This window comes from Bacteroides sp. 90-K9/2 (assembly GCF_047310725.1).
Classification (GTDB): Bacteria; Bacteroidota; Bacteroidia; order Bacteroidales; family Bacteroidaceae; genus Bacteroides; species Bacteroides vicugnae.
In genome coordinates this window covers 115,390-141,396 of record NZ_JBCGVL010000008.1, presented here as the reverse complement: position 1 = coordinate 141,396, position 26,007 = coordinate 115,390, and the positions used below count along the sequence as shown (strand labels likewise).

24 protein-coding genes and 1 pseudogene are annotated in these 26,007 nt (G+C 40.3%); 16 read left to right on the top strand and 9 right to left on the bottom strand.

Annotated features, from left to right (window positions below; all coding sequences use genetic code 11):
- Positions 1-3: 3 nt before the first annotated feature.
- From AAHJ11_RS17475 to rpsF, 5 genes are all read right to left on the bottom strand, one after another.
- Positions 4-1,116, bottom strand: a complete 1,113-nt coding sequence (locus AAHJ11_RS17475) for a Gfo/Idh/MocA family protein (protein ID WP_074559145.1) — start codon at positions 1,114-1,116, stop codon at positions 4-6.
- 238 nt (positions 1,117-1,354) lie between these two features.
- Positions 1,355-3,019 carry a DUF6377 domain-containing protein gene (locus AAHJ11_RS17470; RefSeq protein WP_148365222.1) on the bottom strand — a complete coding sequence of 555 codons (1,665 nt, stop codon included), beginning with the start codon at positions 3,017-3,019 and terminating at the stop codon, positions 1,355-1,357.
- Positions 3,020-3,101: 82 nt separating this feature from the next.
- Positions 3,102-3,545 (bottom strand): 50S ribosomal protein L9, encoded by a 444-nt coding sequence (gene rplI, locus AAHJ11_RS17465; RefSeq protein WP_004299330.1) that lies wholly within the window; start codon positions 3,543-3,545, stop codon positions 3,102-3,104.
- A 14-nt stretch (positions 3,546-3,559) separates the two neighbouring features.
- Positions 3,560-3,832, bottom strand: coding sequence for a 30S ribosomal protein S18 (gene rpsR, locus AAHJ11_RS17460; protein WP_002562536.1), 273 nt, complete (start codon positions 3,830-3,832; stop codon positions 3,560-3,562).
- Between the two features lie 2 nt (positions 3,833-3,834).
- Complete coding sequence (rpsF, locus tag AAHJ11_RS17455) at positions 3,835-4,179, bottom strand: 30S ribosomal protein S6 (protein ID WP_004306610.1); 345 nt, start codon at positions 4,177-4,179, stop codon at positions 3,835-3,837.
- 160 nt (positions 4,180-4,339) lie between these two features.
- Between rpsF and AAHJ11_RS17450 the strand changes: the two genes are divergently transcribed.
- Together AAHJ11_RS17450 and AAHJ11_RS17445 are read left to right on the top strand one after the other, a co-directional pair.
- Positions 4,340-4,786 (top strand): MarR family winged helix-turn-helix transcriptional regulator, encoded by a 447-nt coding sequence (locus tag AAHJ11_RS17450; protein ID WP_004299328.1) that lies wholly within the window; start codon positions 4,340-4,342, stop codon positions 4,784-4,786.
- A gap of 140 nt (positions 4,787-4,926) precedes the next feature.
- Positions 4,927-5,103 carry a hypothetical protein gene (locus tag AAHJ11_RS17445; protein ID WP_167511779.1) on the top strand — a complete coding sequence of 59 codons (177 nt, stop codon included), beginning with the start codon at positions 4,927-4,929 and terminating at the stop codon, positions 5,101-5,103.
- Positions 5,104-5,181: 78 nt separating this feature from the next.
- Here AAHJ11_RS17445 and AAHJ11_RS17440 read toward each other — a convergent pair whose 3' ends face one another.
- The 3 genes from AAHJ11_RS17440 to AAHJ11_RS17430 form a co-directional block, all read right to left on the bottom strand.
- Complete coding sequence (locus AAHJ11_RS17440; protein ID WP_004299326.1) at positions 5,182-5,883, bottom strand: response regulator transcription factor; 702 nt, start codon at positions 5,881-5,883, stop codon at positions 5,182-5,184.
- A 1-nt stretch (position 5,884) separates the two neighbouring features.
- The gene (locus AAHJ11_RS17435; RefSeq protein ID WP_413579919.1) at positions 5,885-7,441 is read right to left on the bottom strand and encodes a sensor histidine kinase; all 1,557 of its coding nucleotides are present in this window, start codon (positions 7,439-7,441) and stop codon (positions 5,885-5,887) included.
- A gap of 345 nt (positions 7,442-7,786) precedes the next feature.
- On the bottom strand, positions 7,787-9,943 hold the full coding sequence (locus tag AAHJ11_RS17430; protein WP_074559147.1) for an elongation factor G: 2,157 nt from the start codon (positions 9,941-9,943) through the stop codon (positions 7,787-7,789).
- A gap of 385 nt (positions 9,944-10,328) precedes the next feature.
- Between AAHJ11_RS17430 and hemW the strand changes: the two genes are divergently transcribed.
- The 10 genes and pseudogenes from hemW (at position 10,329) to AAHJ11_RS17380 (ending at position 18,040) form a co-directional block, all read left to right on the top strand.
- Positions 10,329-11,459 carry a radical SAM family heme chaperone HemW gene (hemW, locus tag AAHJ11_RS17425; protein WP_195359016.1) on the top strand — a complete coding sequence of 377 codons (1,131 nt, stop codon included), beginning with the start codon at positions 10,329-10,331 and terminating at the stop codon, positions 11,457-11,459.
- A 19-nt stretch (positions 11,460-11,478) separates the two neighbouring features.
- The gene (locus AAHJ11_RS17420; protein WP_074559149.1) at positions 11,479-12,033 is read left to right on the top strand and encodes an RNA polymerase sigma-70 factor; all 555 of its coding nucleotides are present in this window, start codon (positions 11,479-11,481) and stop codon (positions 12,031-12,033) included.
- An 87-nt stretch (positions 12,034-12,120) separates the two neighbouring features.
- On the top strand, positions 12,121-12,555 hold the full coding sequence (locus AAHJ11_RS17415) for a hypothetical protein (RefSeq protein ID WP_074559150.1): 435 nt from the start codon (positions 12,121-12,123) through the stop codon (positions 12,553-12,555).
- A gap of 27 nt (positions 12,556-12,582) precedes the next feature.
- Complete coding sequence (locus tag AAHJ11_RS17410) at positions 12,583-13,467, top strand: FecR family protein (RefSeq protein WP_258978257.1); 885 nt, start codon at positions 12,583-12,585, stop codon at positions 13,465-13,467.
- Positions 13,464-14,723: pseudogene (locus tag AAHJ11_RS17405) on the top strand (carboxypeptidase-like regulatory domain-containing protein); the annotation flags it as partial. The gene AAHJ11_RS17410 and the pseudogene AAHJ11_RS17405, both read left to right, overlap by 4 nt.
- A 1-nt stretch (position 14,724) precedes the next feature.
- Positions 14,725-15,732: a DUF4249 domain-containing protein gene (locus tag AAHJ11_RS17400; protein WP_259021496.1), complete on the top strand. Its 1,008-nt coding sequence runs from the start codon at positions 14,725-14,727 to the stop codon at positions 15,730-15,732.
- A 65-nt stretch (positions 15,733-15,797) separates the two neighbouring features.
- Positions 15,798-16,496 (top strand): hypothetical protein, encoded by a 699-nt coding sequence (locus AAHJ11_RS17395; RefSeq protein WP_234132427.1) that lies wholly within the window; start codon positions 15,798-15,800, stop codon positions 16,494-16,496.
- Between the two features lie 2 nt (positions 16,497-16,498).
- Entirely contained in the window at positions 16,499-16,786 is a 288-nt protein-coding gene (locus tag AAHJ11_RS17390; protein WP_008650120.1) for a LysO family transporter, read from the top strand.
- Entirely contained in the window at positions 16,783-17,391 is a 609-nt protein-coding gene (locus AAHJ11_RS17385) for a lysine exporter LysO family protein (RefSeq protein ID WP_004326224.1), read from the top strand. The genes AAHJ11_RS17390 and AAHJ11_RS17385 overlap by 4 nt, the downstream gene beginning before the upstream one ends.
- A 292-nt stretch (positions 17,392-17,683) precedes the next feature.
- Complete coding sequence (locus AAHJ11_RS17380) at positions 17,684-18,040, top strand: hypothetical protein (protein WP_004299310.1); 357 nt, start codon at positions 17,684-17,686, stop codon at positions 18,038-18,040.
- A gap of 65 nt (positions 18,041-18,105) precedes the next feature.
- On the opposite strand, the gene AAHJ11_RS17375 is transcribed toward AAHJ11_RS17380, so the two are convergent.
- On the bottom strand, positions 18,106-19,170 hold the full coding sequence (locus AAHJ11_RS17375) for a DUF2027 domain-containing protein (RefSeq protein ID WP_195649139.1): 1,065 nt from the start codon (positions 19,168-19,170) through the stop codon (positions 18,106-18,108).
- 109 nt (positions 19,171-19,279) lie between these two features.
- Between AAHJ11_RS17375 and AAHJ11_RS17370 the strand changes: the two genes are divergently transcribed.
- The 4 genes from AAHJ11_RS17370 (at position 19,280) to AAHJ11_RS17355 (ending at position 25,987) form a co-directional block, all read left to right on the top strand.
- Positions 19,280-19,852, top strand: a complete 573-nt coding sequence (locus AAHJ11_RS17370; RefSeq protein WP_195649140.1) for an RNA polymerase sigma factor — start codon at positions 19,280-19,282, stop codon at positions 19,850-19,852.
- A 77-nt stretch (positions 19,853-19,929) separates the two neighbouring features.
- The gene (locus AAHJ11_RS17365; protein ID WP_195649141.1) at positions 19,930-20,910 is read left to right on the top strand and encodes a FecR family protein; all 981 of its coding nucleotides are present in this window, start codon (positions 19,930-19,932) and stop codon (positions 20,908-20,910) included.
- Between the two features lie 131 nt (positions 20,911-21,041).
- Complete coding sequence (locus AAHJ11_RS17360; protein WP_413579916.1) at positions 21,042-24,476, top strand: TonB-dependent receptor; 3,435 nt, start codon at positions 21,042-21,044, stop codon at positions 24,474-24,476.
- 11 nt (positions 24,477-24,487) lie between these two features.
- On the top strand, positions 24,488-25,987 hold the full coding sequence (locus AAHJ11_RS17355; protein ID WP_234132425.1) for a RagB/SusD family nutrient uptake outer membrane protein: 1,500 nt from the start codon (positions 24,488-24,490) through the stop codon (positions 25,985-25,987).
- Positions 25,988-26,007 lie beyond the last annotated feature (20 nt).

The window sequence follows — 26,007 nt, the reverse complement described above, 5'->3', positions numbered from 1 at the left end:
TATTTAAGGGTTAATAATCTTTGGAAGGTTGCCATGCAACAATCCATATCCATTTTTCATGTTTCTTCTTCGCTCGCGTATTTGCTCCAGAGTGCGCAAATTACCAATAGCGGGCAAATCGTGTTTGCGTGTGTCTTTCAAGAATGTCCACGCATATTCGGATGCAATGGCCGAATCGCGCATAGACGGTAAGCGGGAATTGCGCTTTCCGGTTTCTACCGAATCAGCAAACAGGTCACACAACACGTCTATATTCTTGCCACCGAAAGGTTTCTCCACACGAATGGTCTGATTGACACCGTGCAGATCAACAACAGCGGTATTGAAATCATGCGTCATACGCACAACTCCTTTGGTACCTATAATATCCACATACGAATTATGTGTCTGGTCTTTAGATAATTGTCCATAAACAAAGCCCTGAGTAATATCGAAGACTACGCCATTTTGGAAAGTACCGTGACATTGTACCCACCAAGGATCTTTATAATTCCACATATTCACTCCCTGCGCATTCCATGTTCTATAATCACAGCCTGCATACCAACGGGTAATATCGACGTAGTGCATTCCACAATCATGGAAAGCAGGTCCCTCGTACTCATGACCTTCGCCCGGTGCCAAACCGGGAGTCATGTGGCAAATACGGATAATAGCCAGTTCTCCGATTTCTCCCTGCTCGATATACTCTTTCATCAGATTATGATACCAGGAATTCCGCAGATACAAGTTTACCGCAGAAATGAGGTTGGTGTTTTCTGTCATCTCCACGACCTTCCACTCATTTTCCATGGTATCTGAAATAGGTTTTTCTGAAATAATGTGTTTGCCGTAGCGAATAGCTTTTTCTATTTGTTCCATCCGTGAGTCGGCCAAAGTGAAAAGACCGACTACCTGTACACTTTCATCCTCAAAAATTTTTTGATTATCTTCTACTATAAGAGATTCAGGAGATAACTTCTTAGCCAATTGACGTGATTCCGGATCGGTATCGCAAATATAAGCAATATTCCATCGCCCACTTTTTGTCATCGCTTCCCAATAGAATCTTCCCATTCTACCAAAACCGATAATTCCAACTTTAATTCTCGTGTCTACTGAAGATTGCGTGTTCATAATAAAACATAGTGAATTTAAGTACAAATAATAGATAAAGTATCAATTTTCACCATCAAGCTGATGATTAAAAAACTGATATTGCAAATCTAGCCAAATAAATAACGGCTTATTTGACTTACATTACTTTATGTAGATAGTAAATTAACGTTTTACACTATTAATCAATTACTTAACACTTTAAGTATATCAAAAAAATGTAGATGATTTGGAAAGGAGGTCAGCAGTAAAATAACAATTATGTCTCTTGTGTTGAACTAATTTTCATAATTTCGTTCTCAAATTCATCTCTGTCGACAGCAGCTTTATTTCTCATCTTCGTACGATAATTATAAACCGTACTTGTAGAGCACCGAAGGAAGTTCGCTATCTTCCCACTATCCGTAATACCCAAACGTAATAAAGCATAAATACGAAGTTCCCTATTCAATAAAGCATCCGGCTTCAAAATAATCTTCTCTTCATCTTTCAACAAAGCATTAAAATCAGAAACAAAAGTAGGATATAAACCTAAAAAGACCTTATCAAAACGGGCATACAGTGCACTAAGCTCTTCATCAATAAGCGCAGACGACTTCAGCTTCTTAATCAACTCGTCATAGTACTTATTAATAGCTATTTTATACAGCATATTCTGATATTTTTCCATTTTGTGGATATAGCTAAAGCACACATCGAAGAATTCAGCTATATAATATTCCTTTATGCCATTAATTTCACACAATTGATTATTGGTGTCATTCAGCTGGCTGTTCATACTATTCAGTTTATTGTTCAGCCGCAGAAGTTCCTCATTACTCTGCGCCAATGCCTGCTTTATTTTCAACGTTTTCTTCATCTGAATATAGATGAAAACAACGAGCAGAATCAAAAGAAAAAGGATAATACTTGTAGAAATAAGAAAAGTAGTCAGATGCGATCTCGATTTAGCCTGTTCCGCCTGATAGGCAGTATTGATAATCGAATTGAATTTATAGATTTCGATTGCACGAAAATGAATACCGGAAGAAATTACATCATCAATAGCGGACTGTGTAAATTTAAAAGCATCGGCCAGATTCTTCTCTTCGTATTGTATCAACGCAAGAGATTGAAGAGAGGCATTTTCACGCGTTGCATTCCGGGTATCGGCAATCGCCGACAACATCAGATATTTCTTTTCCTCATCATATTTCTTCTGATGATGACACAATCTGGAATACGAATGAGTAATCATGGCATAATTAGGCGTTCCCACCTCCTCGATATCCAACAATTCCTTAAAAATTTCCTTCGATTTTAAGGTATCACGCCAGATATAATAAGAAGCTTGTGACATCCGGTAATCCCAGGAAGTATGATCTATGAGAGCAAACAGTGAATCCTGATAAGCAGATTGTTGCTTTCCATACAGATTGTTGGCAACAGAAATGGAGTAATGCCCCCAGAAACTGGAGTAAGTCTGATAATAGTCTATTAATAAATCTTTTGGAAGTTCTGACGTCTTTATACTTTTCAAAATAATCTCAGCTTCGCGGAATCTGCCACACATCGAATACAAAAGACTAAGATTTAAAGACGACTGGTTGGTGAAATAAGGTTTATTCAACTGGTGGGAAATCTCGATATTACGATCGACATAATGAATAGCAGAATCAATATGAAATTTTTTATACTCGCTATATAACCGTAAATTGATTCTATACTCCCCTTCAAGAGTCAAACCGGGACTTTTCAACATACATTTTATCCGGTTTATCCTCTCCTCTTTCTTTTGAACATAGACATGTTTCTCATCTATCACTCTACGCAAAGAATCCGTCAATAGTTTCAACTCATCATTCGCATAAAGGACACTGCCAATTCCCAAAGCAATCAGCAGAAGCAAAAACCTCTTCTTCAGAAAACAACAGTTGAATTTCATAATAGTAATAGCAAAGATAACAAAAAAAAGCGATTCATCCATTCAGAACAAATCGCTTTTTGTATATGAAGTAAATTTGCTCTTATTCAGCAACTACTTCGAAAGGAATTTCTACCGAAACTTCCTTGTGAAGTTTAACAATAGCCTTATAGCTACCAACTTCTTTCACAGCGTCTTTTACAACGATGATCTTTCTGTCAACTTCATGACCCAGCTTAGACAATGCCTCAGCAATCTGGATGTTACCAACAGAACCGAAGATAGTACCGGTTGAGCTAACTTTAGTTGCAATAGTCAAAGAAACGCCTTCCAACTTAGCAGCCATAGCCTCAGCATCTTTCTTGATTTTCTCAAGTTTGTGAGCGCGCTGTTTCAGTTCTTCAGCCAACATTTTCTTTGCAGAAGGAGAAGCGATGACAGCTTTTCCAGTCGGGATCAGATAATTACGACCGTATCCGGATTTCACGTTTACGATATCGTTCTTATAACCCAAGTTTACTACGTCTTCTTTCAATATAATTTCCATACTTTTCCTCCTTCTTATTTCATCATGTCAGTTACATAAGGCAGCAATGCCAAGTGACGAGCTCTCTTCACAGCCTGCGCGATACGACGTTGGAACTTCAAAGAAGTACCTGTAATACGACGCGGAAGGATTTTTCCTTGTTCATTCAAGAATTTCTTCAAGAATTCAGGATCTTTGTAGTCGATATACCTAATACCACTCTTTTTGAAACGGCAGTATTTTTTCTTCTTAACATCTACTGACGGCGGGGTCAAATATCTGATTTCTGATTGAACTTGTTGTGCCATGATTAATCCTCCTTTTTGTTTGATTTAACACTTCTTCTTTTTGCAGCGTATTCAGCAGCATACTTATCCATCTTGAAAGTCAAGAAACGGATTACGCGTTCATCACGACGGAAATTAAGTTCCAGCTTGTCAATTACAGTAGGATCTGCATTGAACTCAATCAGTTGGTAAAAACCTGTAGACTTCTTCTGAATTGGGTAAGCCAATTTCTTCAGTCCCCAGTTTTCTTCATTGATAATCTCAGCACCTTCAGCTTGAAGAACGCCTTTGAATTTTTCTACCGCTTCCTTCATCTGAACGTCAGACAAAACGGGAGTTAAAATGAAAACGGTTTCGTATTGATTCATACTTCGTTTAATTAAATAAATAAATTATTTGATTTTAAATGCGGTTGCAAAGTTAGACATTTTATTTTGAACTACAAATATTTAATCTTTTTTTGTATCCGAAGATAGGATTTATCCGGGAAGTGACTTACCTTTGCAAAGTTGTTTAAACAATAATTTCATGATAGAGCAATTTAATTTCGATATCCGGCTTATATTCGCCATACTAAATGGCAAAGTTTCCGCGGCAATCAACCGGAAACTGTACCGTAACTTCCGTCAGAACGGACTGGAAATCAGTCCGGAACAATGGACGGTACTCATTTTTCTGTGGGAAAAAGACGGTGTCACACAACAAGAGTTGTGTAATGCAACTTTTAAAGACAAACCCAGCATGACCCGTTTGATAGACAATATGGAACGGCAGCATCTCGTTGTGCGCATTTCCGATAAAAAAGACCGCCGTACCAATTTAATCCACCTGACTAAAGACGGAAAAGAACTGGAAGAAAAAGCACGCGTTATTGCCGGCCAGACTCTGAAAGAGGCTCTTCATGGCATCACTCTCGACGAATTGAGCATTGGTCAGGAGGTACTGAAAAAGGTATTCTATAATACGAAAGATTAAGCAGAAGAACAGAACTTAAAATCATAAAATCCACTAAATCGTGCATTTATAATGGAATTTTTATCCAAATAATTTCGCCCGTTAAAGAATTATGCTTTAATTTGTGACTGGAATATTATAATCTATTAAAATACACACGCATGAAAGGCTTATTAAAGAACTTAGGATTGATATTAATCTTGGCCGGAGTAGTCATCCTGTTGGCTTGTTCCTTTACAGGAAATGTAAACAACAACGCCATCCTGGGTACTTCAGTAGTACTTGTAGTACTGGGACTCATTTCTTATATTATTATTAATAAGAAAATCGCAGATTAATTTCGCAGAAATCAATAAAAAATCCCGGAAACGAATGTTTCCGGGATTTTTTATTTGTAGTCATCTCAAATGCGATTATTAAGATTCAACTTCCGGGGTAATCAGCTTATAGCCTTTTCCGTGGATATTGATAATCTCGATAGAATCATCTTCTTTCAGATGCTTACGCAGTTTCGTGATATACACGTCCATACTACGGGCATTGAAATAGTTATCGTCGATCCAGATTGTTTTCAAAGCAAAGTCACGTTGCAAAATCTCATTTGCATGTGCACAAAGCAATCCGAGCAGTTCAGATTCTTTGGTAGTCAGTTTAGTCTGTTTGCCTTCTGACGACAGAATTTGTTTCTGTGTATCGAAAGTAAACTTACCAATCTTATAGATATTGCTTTCTTTGTTCTTCTTTCCACGAACACGTCTCAAGATTGCTTCAATTCTGAACGTCAATTCTTCCATACTAAACGGTTTAGTGATATAATCATCCGCACCGATTTTAAATCCTTCCAGGATATCTTCTTTCAGCGTTTTAGCAGTCAGGAAGATAATAGGTATTTCAGCATTTGCTGCACGGACATCCTGTGCCAGTGTGAAGCCGTCTTTTTTAGGCATCATTACGTCGAACACGCACAAGTCATATTTATTCTTCAAGAAAGCCTTATAACCGGCTTCTCCATCAGGATATAACTCAGCAGAATAACCTTTTGCCTGTAGATATTCTCTTAAAAGCATGCCAAGATTTTCGTCATCCTCGCATAATAAAATACGCAGTTTCTCGTCCATATCAATTATTTTTTAATAAAGGTAATGCAATAATAAATTTAGTTCCCACGTTCAGGTCACTTTCCGCCCGGATGGTTCCCTTATGATCCAATATAATCTTCCTCACATAAGCCAATCCCAGTCCAAAGCCCTTCACATCGTGCAGATTACCCGTATGTACACGATAGAACTTTTCAAATATTTTTTTCAGGTTCTCCTTCTTGATACCAATACCGTTATCCTGTATCGAAATCATCAGCTTACCCGACTCATTCCACGTTCTCACTTTCAGCTCCAGATCCTCTTCCGGTTTCTTGTATTTCACCGCGTTATCCATCAGATTAAAGATTACATTTGTAATATGCATCTCATCTGCAAATATAACAGGATCGGTAGCCTCAAGGTTCGATGTTATCTTACCATTATATCGTTCCACTTTCAGAGCAAAGGTATTGACAACACCTGCAATCAATTCATTCGTATCGATCTCCTTCATCTTCAAAGTTGCCTTCTGACGTTCGAACATCGACATCTGGAGCACCTTTTCCACCTGGAAGCGCAAGCGCTTGGTTTCATCATTAATCACTCCCGATATATGTTGGAACATCTGCGGTGATTTTCCTACCGCGGGATCTTTCAACATCTGTGCTGCCAATGAAATGGTAGATATCGGTGTTTTAAATTCGTGCGTCATATTATTGATAAAGTCATTCTTCATTTCCGTCAGTTTCTTTTGCCGGAATACGATATAAATCGTAAAGATGAATGTCACTAACAATACCAGCGTAAATATCAGCGACGGAATCATGAAACTGATTGAGTCAAAGATATAATCTTTCTTACCCGGAAAGTGCACTTTCAATATGCTCATTTTCGCAGGCGGATCATTCTTGAACAATGCCTGCTGATAAGCGTCTTCACTTCCCTTTGCGTCATAATCCGCACAACGATAGACCTCCCTACCGTCTTTGTCAATCACCGTAAAGTGATAAGGCAAGTCTATACTATTATTATATAAGCTCGATTTCAGATAGTCATCCAGTTCTTTGAACCGTACTCTGTCTCCAATCGATTTGTCACTCCCCCGATAAATCATCTGCCAGGCCACTTCATCGAGTAACGCCCGTTGATACATATACCGGTTCTTGATGGCTTCCACTAATGAACGCGAAGTTTCCGGAATAGTCTTTGTTCCCCTGTAAGGAGAAATCATAGCCTTTGGAAGCTCGGAGGGCTTAGTGGTCATCACTTTCAGCTCAAAATCCGAATATACCTTTCCATCCTTAGACTTCACCGTGAACCGTTGCGTTTGCTGAATCAAGTTGTCTTGTTGTATGGAAGCGTTATTCGCAATCAGTGCTTTTCTTTCCGCTTCTGAAATATCTTCGATCAACCAACGTCTAGTCTCTGCATATTCCACATCCTTGGAAACCTGATCCAGGCTATTGCGTACAGCCGAATCAAACTGTTCCTTACGGGTTTTCATCATTTCCTCGATATAACTAACCTGCAAATACAGCAGACTAAGGAAGGAAAGCCCCATTACAATACCTAATATCCAAATTGTTGACTTCTTCATAGCAACAAAATTAACACTCCCTAATTAACACTCCTAATGCATTAACTTGATTTAACCGGAACTTCCCGGAAATTAACCGTAAGGAGCTATTTAGGTTGTATTCTGATTACTACAACAATAAAAGCCCTCCTTTGGTTTGCAAATTTAATAAAAAATTAAATCTTTTCCTTGCGTTTTTCCATCTTTATTAATCATAGTTAAACAAAAACTGTCCCCTTTTACTTAAAAAAGGGAACAGTTTTAACGTTTAAGTTGATAGTCTATAAGCAACAGATAGTAAATAACGAATATGATAATAAGTTTTCCATCAACTATCACATATCATCTATCAACTATCATTTATCTTTATTCTTCAATTTGTTTAGCTTCAAAATCCTTCATCAACTTATCCTGAACATCTGTCGGAACAAGCTCATAACTAGAGAACTTCATAATAAACGAAGCACGTCCGCCGGTGAGTGAGCTAAGAGCAGTAGAGTAAGAAGACATTTCTTTCAAAGGTACTTTAGCAACCAGTTTCTCAAAACCTTTTTCGCTACTCATACCCATAATCATGGCACGACGTCCCTGAAGATCTCCCATTACATCTCCCATCCTATCAGACGGAACAAACACTTCTACATCATAAATCGGTTCCAGAATTTTCGGACCGGCATTCTTGAAGGCTTCACTAAAGGCATTACGTCCGGCAAGCATAAAGGAGATTTCATTAGAATCTACCGGATGCATCTTACCATCGTAAACAATGACACGCACGTCACGAGCATACGAACCCGTCAACGGACCTTGCTCCATACGAGACATAATACCTTTCATAATAGCAGGCAGGAAGCGTGCATCGATAGAACCACCGACAATACTGTTGATAAACACCAGTTTACCACCCCATTCCAATGGTATCTCTTCCGTACCTCTCACGGTAATCTTAAATTCCTGTCCATTGAACTTATACGTATCGGGCACAGGCATACCTTCTTTATAAGGTTCTACAATCAGGTGAACTTCACCAAACTGACCGGCACCACCGGATTGTTTCTTATGACGATAGTCAGCGCGAGCGGCTTTTGTAATCGTTTCACGATACGGAATCTTCGGTTCTTCGTACTTCACCGGAAGTTTTTCGTTGTTTTCCAAACGCCATTTCAATGTACGAAGATGGAATTCTCCCTGTCCGTGTACCAAAGTCTGCTTCAACTCCTTTGACTGTTCGATCACCCAGGTAGGATCTTCTTCACGCATACGGTTCAGAATACTCATCATCTTTTCCACATCCGCTTCATTCACCGGCTTGATGGCACGAGTATATTTAGAATTCGGATATTTGATAAAGTTGAATTTATAGTCGCAATCCTTACCGTTCAGTGTATTACCGGTTTTCACATCTTTCAGTTTCACAGCAGCACCGATATCACCTGCTTGCAGCTCTTCCACCTTGACGCGGTTACCACCGGCTACCACATAAATTTGCGCAATACGTTCCTTCGAACCACGGTCGGCATTCAGCAAGTCGTCTCCTTCATGAACTTTACCGCTCATTACCTTAAAATAGGAAACTTCACCGATATGCGGCTCCACGCTGGTCTTGAAGAAGTAAAGAGATTCCGGTCCGTTACTATCCGGAGCCACCTCTTTACCTTCGGTATTCTGCACCTTCGGCATTTCAGAAACAAAAGGAACAACGTTACCCAAGAATTCCATCAAGCGGCGAACGCCCATATCCTTACCTCCACAAACGCAAAATACAGGGAACATACCTCTGGCGACCAATCCCTTACGGATACCTTCGCGCATTTCATCTTCTGTAAGAGAATCTTGTTCAAAAAATTTCTCCATCAGATTTTCATCATTCTCGGCAGCAGCTTCTACCAATGCTTTGTGCATCTCCATAGCCTTATCCATTTCTTCTGCCGGAATATCTTCGATGGTCGGAGCCCCTCCTTCGGGTTTCCACGAATATTTCTTCATCAACAGCACGTCGATCAGCGCATTAAAGCCCGGACCGGTAGCTATTGGATATTGAATAGGAACAACCTTAGAGCCATAAGCCTCTTTCAACTGTTCGAGGATATTATCATAATCGCATTTTTCATTATCAAGCTGGTTGACTAGAAAAATAACAGGTTTATTCAGCTTTTCTGTATAACGGAAGTGATTTTGCGTACCGACTTCGACGCCGTATTGGCCATTAAGAAGAATGATTGCTGTGTCGGTCACATTTAGTGCAGTTACTGTACTGCCTACGAAGTCGTCCGATCCCGGACAGTCAATAATATTAAGTTTTTTATTATTCCATTCTACATGGAGAACGGTGGAGAAAACGGAGTAACCATACTCTTGTTCAACAGGGAAATAATCGCTAACAGTATTCTTTGCAGCAACAGATCCGCGACGTTTTATAACACCACTCTCGAAAAGCATCGCTTCCACGAGAGTGGTTTTCCCAGAGCCAGAACTTCCCAACAAGGCAATGTTCTTGATTTCATTAGTCTGATATACTTTCATAATATATAAGATTTTAGTAATTACTCAGTATGTTTCTCACATACCATTAATTTTGTGATGCGCAAATTAGGGATTAATTGGGGGAAAAGCAACACTTATGACGGTGTTACTAAACAATGTTATGTAACACATCTTTAACATAAACATTTTTTGCTTGCTCATAATTTAATTTCTATACGAACCACCATTCAATAGTATATATGCATATAATATTTAGACTGCACAAACGGATTGTTCAGCACCTGGGTCTCAGGCATACCGACACCCAGGTGTCAGACAACTTATCTATGCAACGCCTCATAAGAATGATTTCAGTCAATAAGATTTTTTGTTATATCTGATAATAATCTTACTTTTACAGCCACTAAACTCAAACGGCACAACTATGGCAGGTATCTATCTTCATATTCCTTTTTGTAAAACACGGTGCATCTACTGCGATTTCTACTCAACCACCCGTAGCGAGCTCAAAACCCGTTATGTACGAGCACTTTGCCAGGAGTTAGCCATGCGGAAAGACTACCTGAAAAGAGAAGATATAGAAACCGTTTATTTCGGTGGCGGAACCCCGTCTCAATTGGAAAAAGAAGATTTCGAACAGATATTTGATACGATCCGGACACATTACGGATTAAGCCATTGGCAGGAAATCACATTGGAAGCCAATCCCGACGATCTGACAAGTGAATATCTGAAAATGCTTTCTTCGCTCCCTTTCAATCGCATCAGCATGGGAATACAGACTTTTGACGATCCCACTCTCAAACTATTGAAACGTCGTCACAATGCCCGTACAGCTATCGAAGCTGTTCACAGATGTCGGGAAGCCGGTTTTCAAAATATAAGCATCGATCTCATCTACGGATTACCGGGAGAAACCAAAGAACGATGGGAGAATGATCTTCGTCAGGCTGTCAGTCTGAACGTGGAGCACATTTCCGCTTATCATCTGATTTACGAGGAAGATACACCTATATATAATATGTTAAAACAGCATCAGATATCGGAGGTGGACGAAGATTCCAGTTTAGATTTTTTCACGTTACTGATAGAGCATCTGCAGAAAGCGGGATTTGAACATTATGAAATTTCGAATTTCTGCCGTCCGGACAAGTACTCCCGCCACAACAGTTCTTACTGGAAAGGAATACCTTATCTGGGGTGCGGACCGTCGGCACATTCTTTTGACGGTATGACACGGGAATGGAATGTTTCTTCCATCGATACATATATAAAAGGTATAGAGGAAGACAGCCGTGCTTTTGAAATAGAGTATCTGGACCAGACGACCCGCTACAATGAATTTATAATCACTACCATACGTACAGTATGGGGAACACCTATAGAAAAGCTAAAACAGATGTTCGGCAATGAGATGTGGGAGTATTGCCAGAGAATGGCTGCGCCTTATCTGAAAAATGGGAAACTGGAAGAACACGACGGAGCCTTACGCTTGACTCGTGAAGGTATTTTCATCTCCGACAGTATAATGAGGGATTTACTTTGGGTAGATTAACAAAACAAACAGCAAGCCGATGACCGAATCAGAAGTTAGAAAGTTATTGCGGCAAATGAAAGAACTGGATTCGCAAACTGCTTTCCGGAACTTTTACAATATGACTTACGACCGCCTCTTCCGCATTGCCTACTACTATGTGAAACAGGAAGAATGGTCGCAGGAAATCGTTCTCGACGTATTTCTGAAACTATGGAAACAACGTAGCAATCTACTTGATGTGAGAAACATCGAAGATTATTGTTTCATTCTCGTCAAGAATGCTTCGCTCAATTATCTGGAAAAAGAATTAAAACACACTTACATTCATCCCGATTCTCTGCCGGAGCCACAGGAACAGAGCTATTCGCCGGAAGAATCACTCATCAGTGAAGAATTGTTTGCTCTTTACGTAAAAGCACTCGACCGGCTTCCGGAGCGTTGCAGGGAAGTATTCATTCGCATCCGTGAAGAAAAACAGAGTTACGCACAGGTAGCGGAGGAATTAGGTATCAGCACGAATACAGTGGACGCACAACTTCAGAAAGCAATCACACGACTCAAAGAGATGATTAGCCGGGCAGAAATAGATTAACAATTATTTAGAAAAGGAGCGTAGGGAGTTTCTGTCAACCTCCGGTCTTTATCAACAAATAAATCAATCACCTAAAAGACAGAAAAAATGAAAAAGCTAAATGACGCAATCATTAGAATCTTTGCCTTTCTATCAGTTTGTCTGTACCTGTTTTCATGCAACAATGATAACGACAATTTCCCGAAGGACTATGCAGGATTCGAACATTCGAAGGAAACAATAGAATGTGAAAGCGGTAAATCCGAATGTGAGTTGAAAATTAAAATTGTTGCAACGGAAAAAACGAAAGAAGACCGGACGGTAATACTTGCTACGCCCACTCTTTTAGCAGGACAAGCGGCAGTCGTACAGCTGACAGAAAAAAAAGTAATCATCAAAGCGGGTAAGAAGTCGGCTACGACTATTCTAAAAATCTATCCTAAACAGATGATATTGAAGAAGCAGAATATCACTTTATCCTGTACTCCCCAATGGAAAGAAGGCGGAATCAGTAAGTTGACCATTCTGTTGATACGAAAATAACAGATCAAGAGTAATACGGAAAAAACTATGAAATTTACCGATACGGAATTAGAAGAAATACTGTACAAGCTCGTCGCTTCCACGCGTTCACCGCGAGGACGGTTTTCAGCAACAGCCAGTTACCCGAAACTGGAGAAAAGACTGAAGTCACATACCCGGCGTCTGATGCTAATACGTACCTTCTCGGCAGCAGCGGCAGCAGCTCTACTTTGCCTATCGACGTGGACAGCCTATTTATATATACAACCAACCACCATACAAACGATTTCCACCTTGGCAGAGACACGCACGGTCTGTCTTCCCGATGGCAGTACAGTGACACTCAACCATTATTCTTCACTTTCTTATCCGGAAAAGTTTAAATCGGACAAGCGGGAAGTGGAACTCAATGGAGAGGCTTATTTTGAAGTAAGCAAGAAGAAAGAACATCCGTTTATCGTGCAGACTGAAACAATCGACGTTCAGGTATTGGGAACCCATTTCAATGTAGATGCATATCCTGACAATCCGGATGTAAAGACAACGTTATTGTCCGGCTCGGTAGCAGTCAGCAATAAAAGCAAGTCTGTTCGTATGATTTTGAAGCCTAACGAGATTGCTATATATAATAAGGTGGAAGAAAAACTCACTCGTAAAGTTCTAGCAAATGCAGAAGACGAAATTTCCTGGCGACAGGGAGAATTTATATTCGATGATCTGCCTTTGCAGGAAATTGCCCGCGAACTGTCCAACTCATTCGGAACGACTATCCATATAGCCGACACAACTTTGCAAAATTACCGGATCACAGCACGATTCCGCAATGGAGAAGATCTGGAGACTATTTTATCTGTATTACATAACGCCGGTTATTTCAACTACTCATTAAACAATAAACAGATTATTATTACTACTAAACCAGACTTAAAATGAAAACTATTCACCAAGGCCACCTGCCTGTCAGAACCATTGTTCTGATAGGTATGGTGCTCTTTATCACCGCCCAGGTACACGCACAAAACGCAAATGCCCGGCTTACATTAACACTACGAAATGTGACATTGAAGGAATTCACCAAAATAATTGAAAACTCAACCGGTTATTCCTTTATATACAGCGAAGAAATCAATATCAAACATAGAATCAACCTGAAAGTTAAAGAAAAGCCCCTGCACGAGATACTTGATATTGTATTCAAGGATGAAACAATCAGTTACCAGTTCTCCGACCGCTATATCCTGCTGCAAAAAAAGAAAAAAACTAAAAACGTAAGCCGCAAGTTTACCATCAGCGGATATGTCACTGACGGAACGTCCTCCGAGACGTTGATTGGAACAAATATCTTTGAGAGTCATCAGAATCAGGGAACTACCACCAATCCTTACGGTTTTTACAGCATCACTCTACCTGAAGGAGAGACCAGCCTGCATTTTTCCTATTTAGGCTATGCCACAGAAGTTTGTCAGTTCATTCTCTCGCAGGATACATTAATGAATATACGTATGCAAGGAAATACGCAATTGCAGGAAGTTGTTGTTGTCTCGGACCGAGCGGAAGCAGGAGCCATGGCTACACAGATGGGGTCTATTGAAATCCCTATAACACAAATTAAAAGTACTCCGAGCATACTGGGAGAAGCTGATGTCATGAAAGCTATCCAGCTCATACCTGGCGTACAGGTAGGTGTAGACGGTTCTGCGGGATTGTATATACGTGGCGGTAGTCCCGACCAAAACCTAATCTTGCTGGATGGAGTTCCGGTATACAATGTGGATCACATGTTCGGATTCTTCTCGGTTTTTACTCCCGAAGCAGTCAAGAAAGTGATGCTATTCAAAAGTTCTTTTCCGGCACGCTTTGGTGGCCGGCTTTCTTCGGTAATCGATGTTCGTACTAATGATGGAGATATGCAAAAGTACCACGGTATGCTTAGTATCGGATTATTGACCAGCAAGTTCAATCTGGAAGGTCCTATTGTGAAGGGGAGAACATCCTTTAATATCTCTGCCCGACGCTCCTATCTTGATTTACTTGCCAAGCCATTCATGCCCGACGACGAAAAATACAGCTATTATTTTTATGACGTGAATGCCAAAATCAACCATAAGTTTTCTGACCGTAGCCGTCTCTTCTTAAGCATATACAATGGTAAAGACCACTTCGCCACTAAATTTGACGAAAACACCGACAATGAAAACTTTTATACACTATTTATCCGTACTGATTGCAACATTAATAATCGTTTCGTGTGAGAATGAGCTTCCTTTCAGCATCAAGGACAATCCGCCCAAATTAGTAATGAATGCACTGATTAATGCTGAAAGCCAGGCAAATCTTCTTTTCCTCAACTTCACAGGAAAGGACGCTACAACTCATATCCAAAATGCAACGATAGAGGTACGCGTCAACGGACAACTGACAGAAAGCCTGCGTCCCCTTCCACCGAAACAGGAAGGAGATCCGCAATGCCGCTTCAACATTACAAGCAAATTTACTCCCGGTGACGTGGTACGTATTGATGCACTTACTGATGACGGGAAATATCATGCGTGGGCAGAAGTGACGGTTCCTCAACGTCCTGCCGAAATAGAAAACATCGACACTCTTACCGTTCCAATGTTGGAGTATGGTCACATAAGAAAATATCTTCGTTACCGGATAACCCTCAAAGACCGTCCCAATGAAACTAATTATTATCGCATTGTGATGGACAAACAAACTACTTTACGGAAATATAATTATGAAGAAGAGGGAAAAGGCGAGTACATCTTTTGGACAAAGCACAGTTACTCATTCATCGGACGCGAAGACATTGTGCTGACAGACGGGCAACCGTCTACCGGACAAGATGAGGATAACGGATTATTTGACACGGCAAGGAATATCTATGGGGTATTCGATGACTCCCGGTTTAAAAACACATCTTATACAATGACAGTATATAACAGTACACACGTCGAAACTGCCAGCGAAGAGGGATTTTTTCATCAAATGGACATCATTATCCACTTAAGAAGCATCACGGAAGTAGAATATTATTATCTGAAAGCGCTTAACCTTGTGGACTCTGACATTTATGACGAGACAATCGATGAACCAATCAAATATCCCAGCAATGTGCATGGAGGAACCGGAATGATAGGAATCTCAACAGAGGTCAGCAAAAAAATAGAAATAGAAACACCACAACGATGGTAACCAATCGTATATTATGCATATTTGTCTTACTCCCACTGTTCTGTTCCTGCCGAAGCAGCCGGAGTATGCTAAGAGAGATACAAGCCTTAAAATCCAGCTTGTATTACGAGCTCACTTCTCCTATCTATCAGGAGAAAGCAGACCAAACCGTATATCTGGATTTCATCGACTACTCCAACATGGATTATTACACCAGCGTGAAACGAAAAAAGTCTGCATATATTCCGCTACTGTTATATAACTACGAAGGTGAGCTTTTCCATCTCCGGTTAGGAGAGTCTTCGCTCACCCAACTCTATCGGGAATTTCTGACGGAGGCACTGCTTACCGAATGTAACAGTAGCACCTGCTACCATCTGATAGATAATCAGAAAGGGAAAATAATTCCCGATTCCGCCTATCGGCTGGAAGTAAAAATCAGAAAGAATGAGACGTATGGCAGAATCAAACTCAACCAGTCAAGCATCCCTTGGTTTGAGGGAGAAATGTTGGAGGTTGTCAATAACAAAATTCGCCCGGCAACTTCCAGTCTTGCCATTTCTATCCGCCTCACTCAAAAGGAAGATTGTCTGCTTGACAAAACTTACTCTACAGAATATCAGCAAACTACAAAAGCGCAAAGATTCGAAGATTCACCGTCCGCCAATGCCGCTTGCCTGGATGATATGACCGAATGTTTGTCAATGGCTACGAAAGAAATCGTGGAGGAGATTAGTCGGGATATACATTTAATACTATCTTTGCAGCCAAAAAGCAGGCACTAACTATGTTTATCATTATTGGAATTATGCTGACAGGGATGCTTCTTGGCTACTTGTTACGCAGTAAAAGACTATCATGGATACACAAGATAATTACTCTTCTTATATGGATTCTCCTCTTTCTTCTCGGAATAGATGTAGGAGGTAACGAATCTATTATCAAAGGTTTGCATACTCTCGGACTGGAAGCTATTATCATCACTGTAGCTGCCGTTGCAGGAAGTACGTTATGTGCCTGGGGATTATGGTATCTATTATATAGATGGAATAGAGGAAAGGAGACAAAAGCATGAAAGGTAGTTTGATTATCGTCTCTTTCTTCATTATCGGTACTCTTTGTGGAGTTTATCATCTCATTCCATACGACTTCACCGACAGCAAGCTCAGTTACTATGCCCTCTGCGGACTCATGTTCTGCGTAGGTATCAGTATTGGTAACGATCCGAATACCCTGAAGAGTTTTCGCTCCCTGAATCCGCGGCTTGTATTCCTTCCCATCATGACGATCATTGGCACATTAGCAGGCTGCGCCGTAGCAGGAGCCTTTATGAGCCAACGAGGCCCTTTAGACTGTATGGCAGTCGGAGCCGGATTTGGCTATTATTCACTTTCCAGCATTTTCATTACTGAATACAAGGGGCCCGAATTGGGAACTATTGCATTACTTTCCAATATCATGCGTGAAATCATCGCTTTGCTGTGTGCGCCATTATTAGTGAAGTATTTCGGAAAGCTAGCCCCTATTTCTGTTGGTGGAGCCACTACAATGGATACCACTCTTCCTATTATTACCCGATATTCGGGAAAAGAATTTGTAATCATTTCCATTTTCCATGGTTTTGTTGTTGATTTCAGTGTTCCTTTCCTAGTCACGTTCCTTTGCTCAATATCATTTTAACAGGAATAAATCCTAAAAAGCTGATTATTTCCACTATCGTTTTCGCACACGTATTACAAATATGTTTCATAAAGAACCGTTTTTGTATCAAAAAGCATATCATCTCTTGACTTACATCAAGAAATGAAGCTAAATAGAATCTTTTCCTTTTCTTTATTTTTATGCTATAAAACATATTCTTATATTTGCATAGGTAAAAAGAAAAAACTAAGCGCTTAGACTAATTTTCAATAGGTATTAGATTTGTTTTTAGGAATAGTTTTTAGGTATAACAATTAAAAAAGTAGGTATTATGAAACGTTTAGGATTAACATTAGTGGCAGCGCTCTGCCTTGCTGCTACAACATTTGCAGCCGGAAATCAACCTACAACTGCAAAATGGGAAGGTAACATCAATGTTAGTAAATTAGGTAAATATTTGAACTTGAATTCAGTTCAGAGTGAAGAGGTTGCAAACATCTGCGATTATTTCTCCGAACAGATGTCAAGAGCCACAACAGCAAAGAAAGATAAAGAAGCTAAATTGCGTAACGCTGTTTATGGTAACTTGAAGCTGATGAGAAAGACTCTTAGTGCTGAACAGTATGCCAAGTATGCTGCATTGATGAACATCACTTTACAGAATAAAGGTATTGAACTGAATAAGTAAAATGAGTAATATGCAAAAGAGAGAGAGGGTGGAAGCCAGTTTGGGCTTCCACTTTTTTTATTCTATTATTTAATAGTCACCATCGTAGCTCCAAACCCATATTCCTGGAAAGAAGCATCCTGATAACGGCAATTACTATATTTGCGCTTCAATTCATCAAGAACGGCTTTCCGAAGTACACCATCCCCTTTGCCGTGAATAAAGACAATCTTCTGCTCACGCTTGTTCTTATAAACCTCCATCACTTCGCGAAATTTATCCAATTGATAGTTCAGTATTTCAGCATTACCCATTCCTTGAGTATCATCTAGTAAAGAGTCGATATGAAGATCTATTTCGACAATCTCACTCTTTCCACCATGAGCATGGTTCGGTTTCACAATAGGTTGTGATCTGGGTTTATCTACAGACTTCTTCTGCAGCAAAGCCTCTTGAAGTTCTTCTGCCGAAACATATACTTGTTTGGTAGGCATATCATCTTTCACAATGTCATAAATCAACGCCGGTTCTTCGAAGAAATCAGAATCGCTAAAGGTATGAAGTTTATAGAACTTCACGGTATCAATCCGTATTTCCACACTGACAGCCGGTTTGATAGCTGCAGGCTTACCGTCCTTGAAAGCGATCAACTGAACGGCCACCCGCTCCATATCATTCAGTACATCTTTTGTGAACTCCTCCAGCAACAATTTGGTATTGGGTTCCACCAACCCGTGCGAACGGTTCTTCCAGGCTTTTCCTTCTGCACTCAAATAAGTGTAATACAAATAATAATTGCTATCATTTACCAAATAAGTCTCGAAAGGAGTAGTCATCATAGCCTTTGCATCTTCAGGCACATAAGCCAGAAATACATTCAGCGTATCTCCTCCCTTCACTTCCGGCTGGCGTTGAATGACGGGCATCTCCGGTTTTACCGGTTTAGCAGTTCCCTCTTGTTTTGGAGCAGAAGAAGTCGGTTTACGCTTCAAATTATAGTCATCCGTTTCAATCACGACACACTCACGTATCGGCATCGGAATATCAAATCCATCTGCATCTTCCACCAACACAAAATCCTTTCCTTGGAATCCAGTGACGATTCCACCGCCTACCTCACTAAGAAAGCGTACTTTATCTCCTATTTTCATTGTTGTATATCCAATTAAAATTCAAACTCAAAAAAACGAGTAACAAAGATAGAGATTTCTATGAAATATTTCAGTAACTTTGTCTCTAAGAATACGGAATGTAATCGATATGAAGATTGAAAAGCACATAGAAGGATTACGGTGTGGCTCTTATAATGACTTCAAAGTTATATATAATAGGTATGCCGGTAATTTATACGGATTTGTTTTCGGATTGACCCGTTCTCACGAGTTATCCAAAGACATTGTTCAGGATACTTTTATCAAAATATGGACTAACCGGGAAAGCATTGATCCCACCCAATCTTTCAAATCTTATTTATTTAAAATTTCCCATAATCTAATTATAGACGAGTTCCGCAAACGTCTCAACAATCCCATCTTTGAAAGTTATCTGGATTATTCCGACAACCTACCAATCAGCAATCCTTTTTCAGTCGAACAGAAACTAGACTATGATCTGTTTGTAGAACGGCTGAATAAAGCAAAAGAAAAACTGACGAGTCGTCAAAAAGAAATTTTTGAATTAAGCAAAGAGATGGGAATGACTTCCCCACAAATATCCGAGAAGCTAAATATCAGTGAACAGACCATTTACAACCAACTTTCAGCTGCAATCCGCATTCTAAGAAAAGAAGTGGGCAGTGCTTTTCTTCTTCTTTTCACCATTTTTTTTGAATAATACCGAAAAAAAACACTTTCCCATAGTAGACTTTTTAGTTCCTCCCGTATTAACTTATAGAACAACAAAGTCATTACATGGAAAAGCATATAAATAATCTATTAAATAAGTTCATCAATGAGAATATCACTCCGGATGAACGAAAGGTACTGAAAAATTCTGTTACAGAGTTATCAGATGAAGAATTAAAGCAGGCAATGTCCGACGTATGGGAGCAATATGAAACAAAAGCTACCTCACCTGTAGCATTTGAGCAAATAGCAAGAAAACTTTCCATTAAATCCCAATCATCCATGAGGCATACCTTATTATTTATAGCAAAAGTGGCGGCAGTCATTGCAATCCCTTTACTTATAGGTATACAAATCCACTTATATATAACCAACGATAAACTGAATAAATTTATCGATCAACAGCTAGCCATCCAAGTAGAAAGCGGAGAAAAAGCAGCAATCACTCTCCCTGACGGTACGAAAGTATATCTGAATGCAGCCACCTCCCTTTCCTATCCCAGCGACTTCGGATTATACCAAAGAGATATATACCTGACGGGAGAAGCCTATCTGGAAGTAGCTAAAGATGCAGAAAAACCTTTCCATGTACATACTGATGACGTGGAAATTGAAGTATTGGGTACAAAGTTCAATGTCAACTCATATCCGGATCAGGACGAAGTAGAAACAACCTTGATAGAAGGAGCAGTAAAACTGACTACCAAAAATAACAGTCAGCATCCTATCATTATGAAACCTAGTCAGAAAGTTATTTATTCAAAGAAGAATCACCAGCTATCCTCCCGGCAAACTACCGGGCACTTCGAAACAGCCTGGACACGGGGAGAACTAGTTTTCCGCTCTGCCAAATTCTCTGATATCATAGAAAAGTTGAAAAAACGCTATGGAGTCGAAATTCAGATAACCGGAGACAAATATAATACCGACCTCTTTACCGGTAGCTTTAAAGAAGAATATATTCATGGAGTATTGCGACTCTTACAAATGCACTATCAATTTACCTACACAGAGAAAAATGGTAAAATCCTGATAAGAATGAAGTAATCACTTAAAAAAAACAGATATGAAAGAGAGAGCACCCTAACATAATTGGAACCGAAAGGTTGGCAGACCCTCCGGTTCCATAGTCAATACAAACTTGCAAATAGTTTTTAGTATCAACCTTAATATTTAATATGATGGATAATTTTTATCTTAAGAAAAGTTATCGCTACAAATGTAGCAATAATTATCTAATCTTGTTTAGTATTCTTTTCATTTTAGTCATTCATCCGGTGAATTTATGCGCTCAAAACAAAGAAATCACTCTATCGGTCAAGAATGCAAGTCTTCAAGAGGTATTAGACCAAATAGAAAATAAGACAATTTATCGTTTCACATATCGGGATGTAAACCTGACAAAAGAAAAGAAAGTGACTATTACAGTCAATCAAATGCCGATTGAAACCTTTCTGAATAAGGTATTGCCTCCAATGTCCTTAACCTTCAAAAAGAGTGGAAACACCTTTGCCATTATCCCCATGAAGCAAGAAAAAGGTAAAAAATTGACAGGCGTTGTAGTAGATGAGAACAATGAACCTCTCATCGGGGTATCAATACAGGTTAAAGGTGTATCTAAAGGTACGACTACAGATATTGACGGTAAGTTCACCATTGATGCAGACCTTAATACCGCACTAATATTCTCGTATTTAGGGTATCTCACTCAAGAGCAGAAAATAAAAGACCAGACAAATCTGAAAGTCAATATGATTCCTGACACTCAAACACTCGATGAAGTAATAGTCATCGGATATGGTGCCCAAAGAAGAAGAGACTTAACAGGTTCTATCTCTTCCATCAAAGGGGAAGAAATGCCTCAAATAGGTTCCACCACTTTGGGACAAGCACTAAAAGGACAAGTAGCAGGTATGTCTTTCACGCAAACCAGCAGTCAGCCGGGCGCCGCTGTTTGGATGCAAATCCGCGGTGCGGCCACCGGTGCCTCACCATTAATTGTAGTAGATGGTGTACCAGTCAGTACGATGTGGGAGCCTGATCCGGGGCTTAATTTCGGGAAAGGTGACAAGGAAAGTGTACTCGATAATATTAACCCGGACGATATTCTGGATATTCAAGTCTTGAAAGATGCCAGCGCTACCTCAATCTACGGTTCCCGTGCAGCCGGAGGTGTCATTCTAATCACAACCAAGCGCGGATCGACAGACGAGAAAGTGAATGTTTCCTTCAAAGCTTCCTATACAGGCCAGTGGATCGCAGAAAAACCGGAAGTAATGAACCCCAAAGAATACATGATCGCTTCCAATGACTCTCAACTTGAACGGTGGATGCAATCCAGCGGATATTATCCGTGGGGAACTCTTCCGCCTTCCGAAGACATTAACGAGATGCGCCGCCGTTACGAAGCTGCCGGAAAGGCATGGAATTACAGCTGGGACGAGATTCAGAATTTCACAGGAGGAACAGACTGGTATGATGCTGTGACAAGAAACGGACAGATACAGGATTACAATCTTTCAGTCAGTGGCAGCGGTAAAAAATCCAACTATCTCATTTCATTGGGATATATGGGTAATGACGGAATTGTCAAGAATAACGATTACAACCGGACATCAGGCCGCATCAACCTCGACCAGACATTCAGCAAGTATTTCAAAGGAGGGATAACAGTCTCTTACTCACATATAAAGTCGAATGATGTGCCCATATCCGGAAAGTCAGGATCAACAACCCTTTTCATGGCAGTACGCAAATATGATCCTACGATTCCGATACGAGATGAAAATGGTAATTACGCTCTTGGACGCATCTATGGTTTGGCCCAAAATCCCGCATCTATTCTGGACGCCACCATGCTAACCCAGAAAGATAACCTTCTGACCTCCGCTTTCTTGGATATTATGCCAGCAAAAGGTTTAGTAGTAAAAACAACCGTAGGATATGACCGGAAATTTGCCAGTACCGGTGCATATTTCCCTATGACTACTCAAGAAGGGATCAACGCCAATGGAGGAATCGCCAAAATCAACGAAAACAATTTGTCGAACTACTACATCAATATGACCGCCACTTACAACAAGACATTTGCCAACGACCACGCTTTAACATTGATGGCGGGCTGGGAGTATCAGAAAGTGGTATCGGAAAGCCTGAGTGGTGAAAATCGCGGATTTCCATACGATGGAGTGAAATGGCATAACCTCGATCTTGGTACATACGAAAAGCCTATTGCGTCATCTTCAAAAACTACAGACCAGAACGCTTCTTTTATCGCACGTCTGAATTATACCTATAAAGATCGTTACCTGCTGACCGCCAATTTTCGTAGAGACGGGTCGTCCAACTTTGCAGCCAATAAACAATGGGGTAATTTTGGTGGTATATCTGTTGCATGGCGTATGAACGAAGAATCATTTATGAAACCAATCGAATGGCTGTCAAATTTAAAACTCCGATTTGGAGCAGGTATCACCGGATATGCCGGAAGTCTGACCGGCACTCGTACTTATTATACTCCCGGAAAAGATTATTATTTCAATAACAAATTGACAAGTGGTGTAGCACTCGCCGTACTTGGCAACCCAGATTTATCCTGGGAATCACAGCAAGACATCAATATCGGTTTGGATTTCGGATTCTTCAATAATAAGTTTGGCGGTACCATTGATGTTTACGAACGAAAAATCAGAGACCGTATCGGTACAAAGAACCTGATGTCGTATCACGAAATCAACACATTAAATTACAATACTCAGCGAATAGACAACACACGAGGAGTTGACCTCTCACTTTATGGAACCGTAGTCACCAAATCCGGATTCAATTGGCGCAGCCAGTTCACATTGACTTATTATCGTGACTTTACCTCCAAACGAGATCCGTCTGAGGTACTCGATATTAATACTCCGGCCCGTAACATTGACTGGAACGACGTCTGGAGCTATCTTTCAGACGGGTTAATCATGCCCGGAGAAACAGTTCCTCATATGCCCGGTGCCCTTCCCGGCACTATTAAAATCAAGGACATTAATGGCTATTTATACGATGCAGATGGTAGTATAATGAGAGACGCCGATGGTCGTCCGATGTATTTGGGCGAACCGGACGGAAAGATCGATAATGCCGACCTGGTCGTTATTCATAATAAGACACCGATACCGGTCAGTTGGACGAACACGTTCTCCTACAAGAATTTCGACTTGAGCATCCATATGTATGGTAAGTTTAATCATTATAAAAACACTGATTATCTGGTGAACATCGCTTATGGCCCTTATGAAGGCACCAACACCTCTCCTTATTTCAACGATCGATTCACTTTCAATAATACTACGTCTACCATTCCGGCTTTCACACAGAATACTTCGTCAAGTTTTGGATATGCCGATTACTTTATGGAAAAGGCATGGTTTATCCGTCTGGACAATATCACGTTAGGATACACACTTCCCAAGAGTATTACCAAGAAGGTCCTGCAGTCTGTGCGTTTCTATGCATCTATGAAAAATATTCTGACACTCACCCCTTACAAAGGATATGATCCAGAATACGATGTGTACACGTATCCGAGTACCAGTTCTTTCACTGTTGGTGTGGATATTAAATTTTAACCCTTATCATCATGAAAACAAAAATACAATTCATAATAGCAATTGCGTCAATAATCCTTTCAATGGAGGCTTGCACACTCGAAAGGGAATCATACAATGAAATCTATCCTGAAAACTTTTTCCGCAATGAAGACGATGTGAACAAAGCACTTGCAGGGTTGTACTACGGTCCATTCCGAATGGGATACGGCAGTTTCTACGGAGTCGACCAATATAGCTATCAGGTAGTGTCTGACTTCACCTCTGGTACATTGGCTAGCCGTTGGACCACTGCCACAGGTTATCCGCAATATCAGGAACATCGTTGGGAAGAAAATGCTCCCGCAGGGTATGCCAAGGATTTTGCCGAAGGGATGTACTCGCAATATAACAAACTTACTTCTGTATTGGAAACTATCAAACGCATAGAAGCTGCCCCTATCACCGACAAGCTTAAAGCAAAAGCCATAGCTGAAGCAAAATGTATTTACGCTTGGATTGGTTTCATTCTCTATGACTTATTCGGCCCTGTACCATTGGTCACAGAAGAAGCACTGGCTAATCCGAATGAAAAAATACTTATCCCTCGTTTGAGCGATACCGAATACACCGCCATCATGCACAAATATCTGGATGATGCCATCACCGAACTGCCCATCAGACAAGATGACGATTGGGGACGAGTGTCCAAAGGACTGGCACTGATGTTGAAACTCAAATTCTACATGATAGATAAAAATTATACAGAAGCCGAAAAAATAGCAAGAGAACTGTACAGTTATCGCGGAACCACGTATGATTTGATGGAAAAAGGTAAATACAGAGAAATTTTTAACAAATATAATGTCAAAAACAAAGAGATCATCCATGCCATTCCATGTGGACTTGCCGATGGAATGCAAAACCGAAGTATCATTCAATTCTGGCCGGTACGCTATCGCGAGGACAGGCAATGCTGGTTTACCTTCGGCATGAACTGGGATTTCTACGACACCTTTGAAAGTGGTGATGACCGGTTAAACTCCATCGTTACTTCTTATACCAGTATCACCAATGAAGCAAATGACCGCACGCACGGATTCCTTGCTAACGCAGCGGCCATCATAAAAGTAGATGACCATACCTATACCGGAGGTGAATTTGCTTCAGTAGATTTGATTGTTTACCGCTTTGCCGATGTTATGCTGTCATTAGCAGAATGTATCAATATGAACAACAATGGTCCGACACAGGAAGCTATCGACCTCGTTGATGAAATTCGCAACCGCGTAAACTTACCCGAACTGACTGATGTACAAACGTCGGACAAGGATGCTTTCAATAAAGCCATCCTCAACGAACGGTTACATGAGTTTATGGCAGAAGGTTTGTCGCGTCAGGATAAAATACGGCATGGAGTATTTGTTTCCGACTCCAAGGCAATGTTTCCCAATAGCCAGTCGGCAAGTCATAAAGTACGTTTTGCCATACCCTCCAAATACATTCTCGAATCAGAAGGGGTGGTCAAGCAAAATCCGGGATATACCAATTAATATTTTCACCATAATCAAGT

Bases quoted from the DNA above. Each gene is read 5' to 3' on its own strand.
- AAHJ11_RS17420 (WP_074559149.1), top strand. From the start codon at position 11,479: ATGACCGAATCAGAAGTTAGAAAGTTATTGCGGCAAATGAAAGAACTG.
- AAHJ11_RS17450 (WP_004299328.1), top strand. From the start codon at position 4,340: ATGATAGAGCAATTTAATTTCGATATCCGGCTTATATTCGCCATACTA.
- AAHJ11_RS17380 (WP_004299310.1), top strand. From the start codon at position 17,684: ATGAAACGTTTAGGATTAACATTAGTGGCAGCGCTCTGCCTTGCTGCT.
- AAHJ11_RS17355 (WP_234132425.1), top strand. From the start codon at position 24,488: ATGAAAACAAAAATACAATTCATAATAGCAATTGCGTCAATAATCCTT.
- AAHJ11_RS17365 (WP_195649141.1), top strand. From the start codon at position 19,930: ATGGAAAAGCATATAAATAATCTATTAAATAAGTTCATCAATGAGAAT.
- AAHJ11_RS17435 (WP_413579919.1), bottom strand. From the start codon at position 7,441: ATGAAGAAGTCAACAATTTGGATATTAGGTATTGTAATGGGGCTTTCC.
- AAHJ11_RS17440 (WP_004299326.1), bottom strand. From the start codon at position 5,883: ATGGACGAGAAACTGCGTATTTTATTATGCGAGGATGACGAAAATCTT.
- AAHJ11_RS17390 (WP_008650120.1), top strand. From the start codon at position 16,499: ATGTTTATCATTATTGGAATTATGCTGACAGGGATGCTTCTTGGCTAC.
- AAHJ11_RS17445 (WP_167511779.1), top strand. From the start codon at position 4,927: ATGAAAGGCTTATTAAAGAACTTAGGATTGATATTAATCTTGGCCGGA.
- AAHJ11_RS17415 (WP_074559150.1), top strand. From the start codon at position 12,121: ATGAAAAAGCTAAATGACGCAATCATTAGAATCTTTGCCTTTCTATCA.
- rpsF (WP_004306610.1), bottom strand. From the start codon at position 4,179: ATGAATCAATACGAAACCGTTTTCATTTTAACTCCCGTTTTGTCTGAC.
- AAHJ11_RS17430 (WP_074559147.1), bottom strand. From the start codon at position 9,943: ATGAAAGTATATCAGACTAATGAAATCAAGAACATTGCCTTGTTGGGA.
- AAHJ11_RS17375 (WP_195649139.1), bottom strand. From the start codon at position 19,170: ATGAAAATAGGAGATAAAGTACGCTTTCTTAGTGAGGTAGGCGGTGGA.
- AAHJ11_RS17410 (WP_258978257.1), top strand. From the start codon at position 12,583: ATGAAATTTACCGATACGGAATTAGAAGAAATACTGTACAAGCTCGTC.
- hemW (WP_195359016.1), top strand. From the start codon at position 10,329: ATGGCAGGTATCTATCTTCATATTCCTTTTTGTAAAACACGGTGCATC.
- AAHJ11_RS17385 (WP_004326224.1), top strand. From the start codon at position 16,783: ATGAAAGGTAGTTTGATTATCGTCTCTTTCTTCATTATCGGTACTCTT.
- AAHJ11_RS17400 (WP_259021496.1), top strand. From the start codon at position 14,725: ATGAAAACTTTTATACACTATTTATCCGTACTGATTGCAACATTAATA.
- rpsR (WP_002562536.1), bottom strand. From the start codon at position 3,832: ATGGCACAACAAGTTCAATCAGAAATCAGATATTTGACCCCGCCGTCA.
- AAHJ11_RS17395 (WP_234132427.1), top strand. From the start codon at position 15,798: ATGCTAAGAGAGATACAAGCCTTAAAATCCAGCTTGTATTACGAGCTC.
- AAHJ11_RS17475 (WP_074559145.1), bottom strand. From the start codon at position 1,116: ATGAACACGCAATCTTCAGTAGACACGAGAATTAAAGTTGGAATTATC.
- rplI (WP_004299330.1), bottom strand. From the start codon at position 3,545: ATGGAAATTATATTGAAAGAAGACGTAGTAAACTTGGGTTATAAGAAC.
- AAHJ11_RS17470 (WP_148365222.1), bottom strand. From the start codon at position 3,019: ATGAAATTCAACTGTTGTTTTCTGAAGAAGAGGTTTTTGCTTCTGCTG.
- AAHJ11_RS17360 (WP_413579916.1), top strand. From the start codon at position 21,042: ATGATGGATAATTTTTATCTTAAGAAAAGTTATCGCTACAAATGTAGC.
- AAHJ11_RS17370 (WP_195649140.1), top strand. From the start codon at position 19,280: ATGAAGATTGAAAAGCACATAGAAGGATTACGGTGTGGCTCTTATAAT.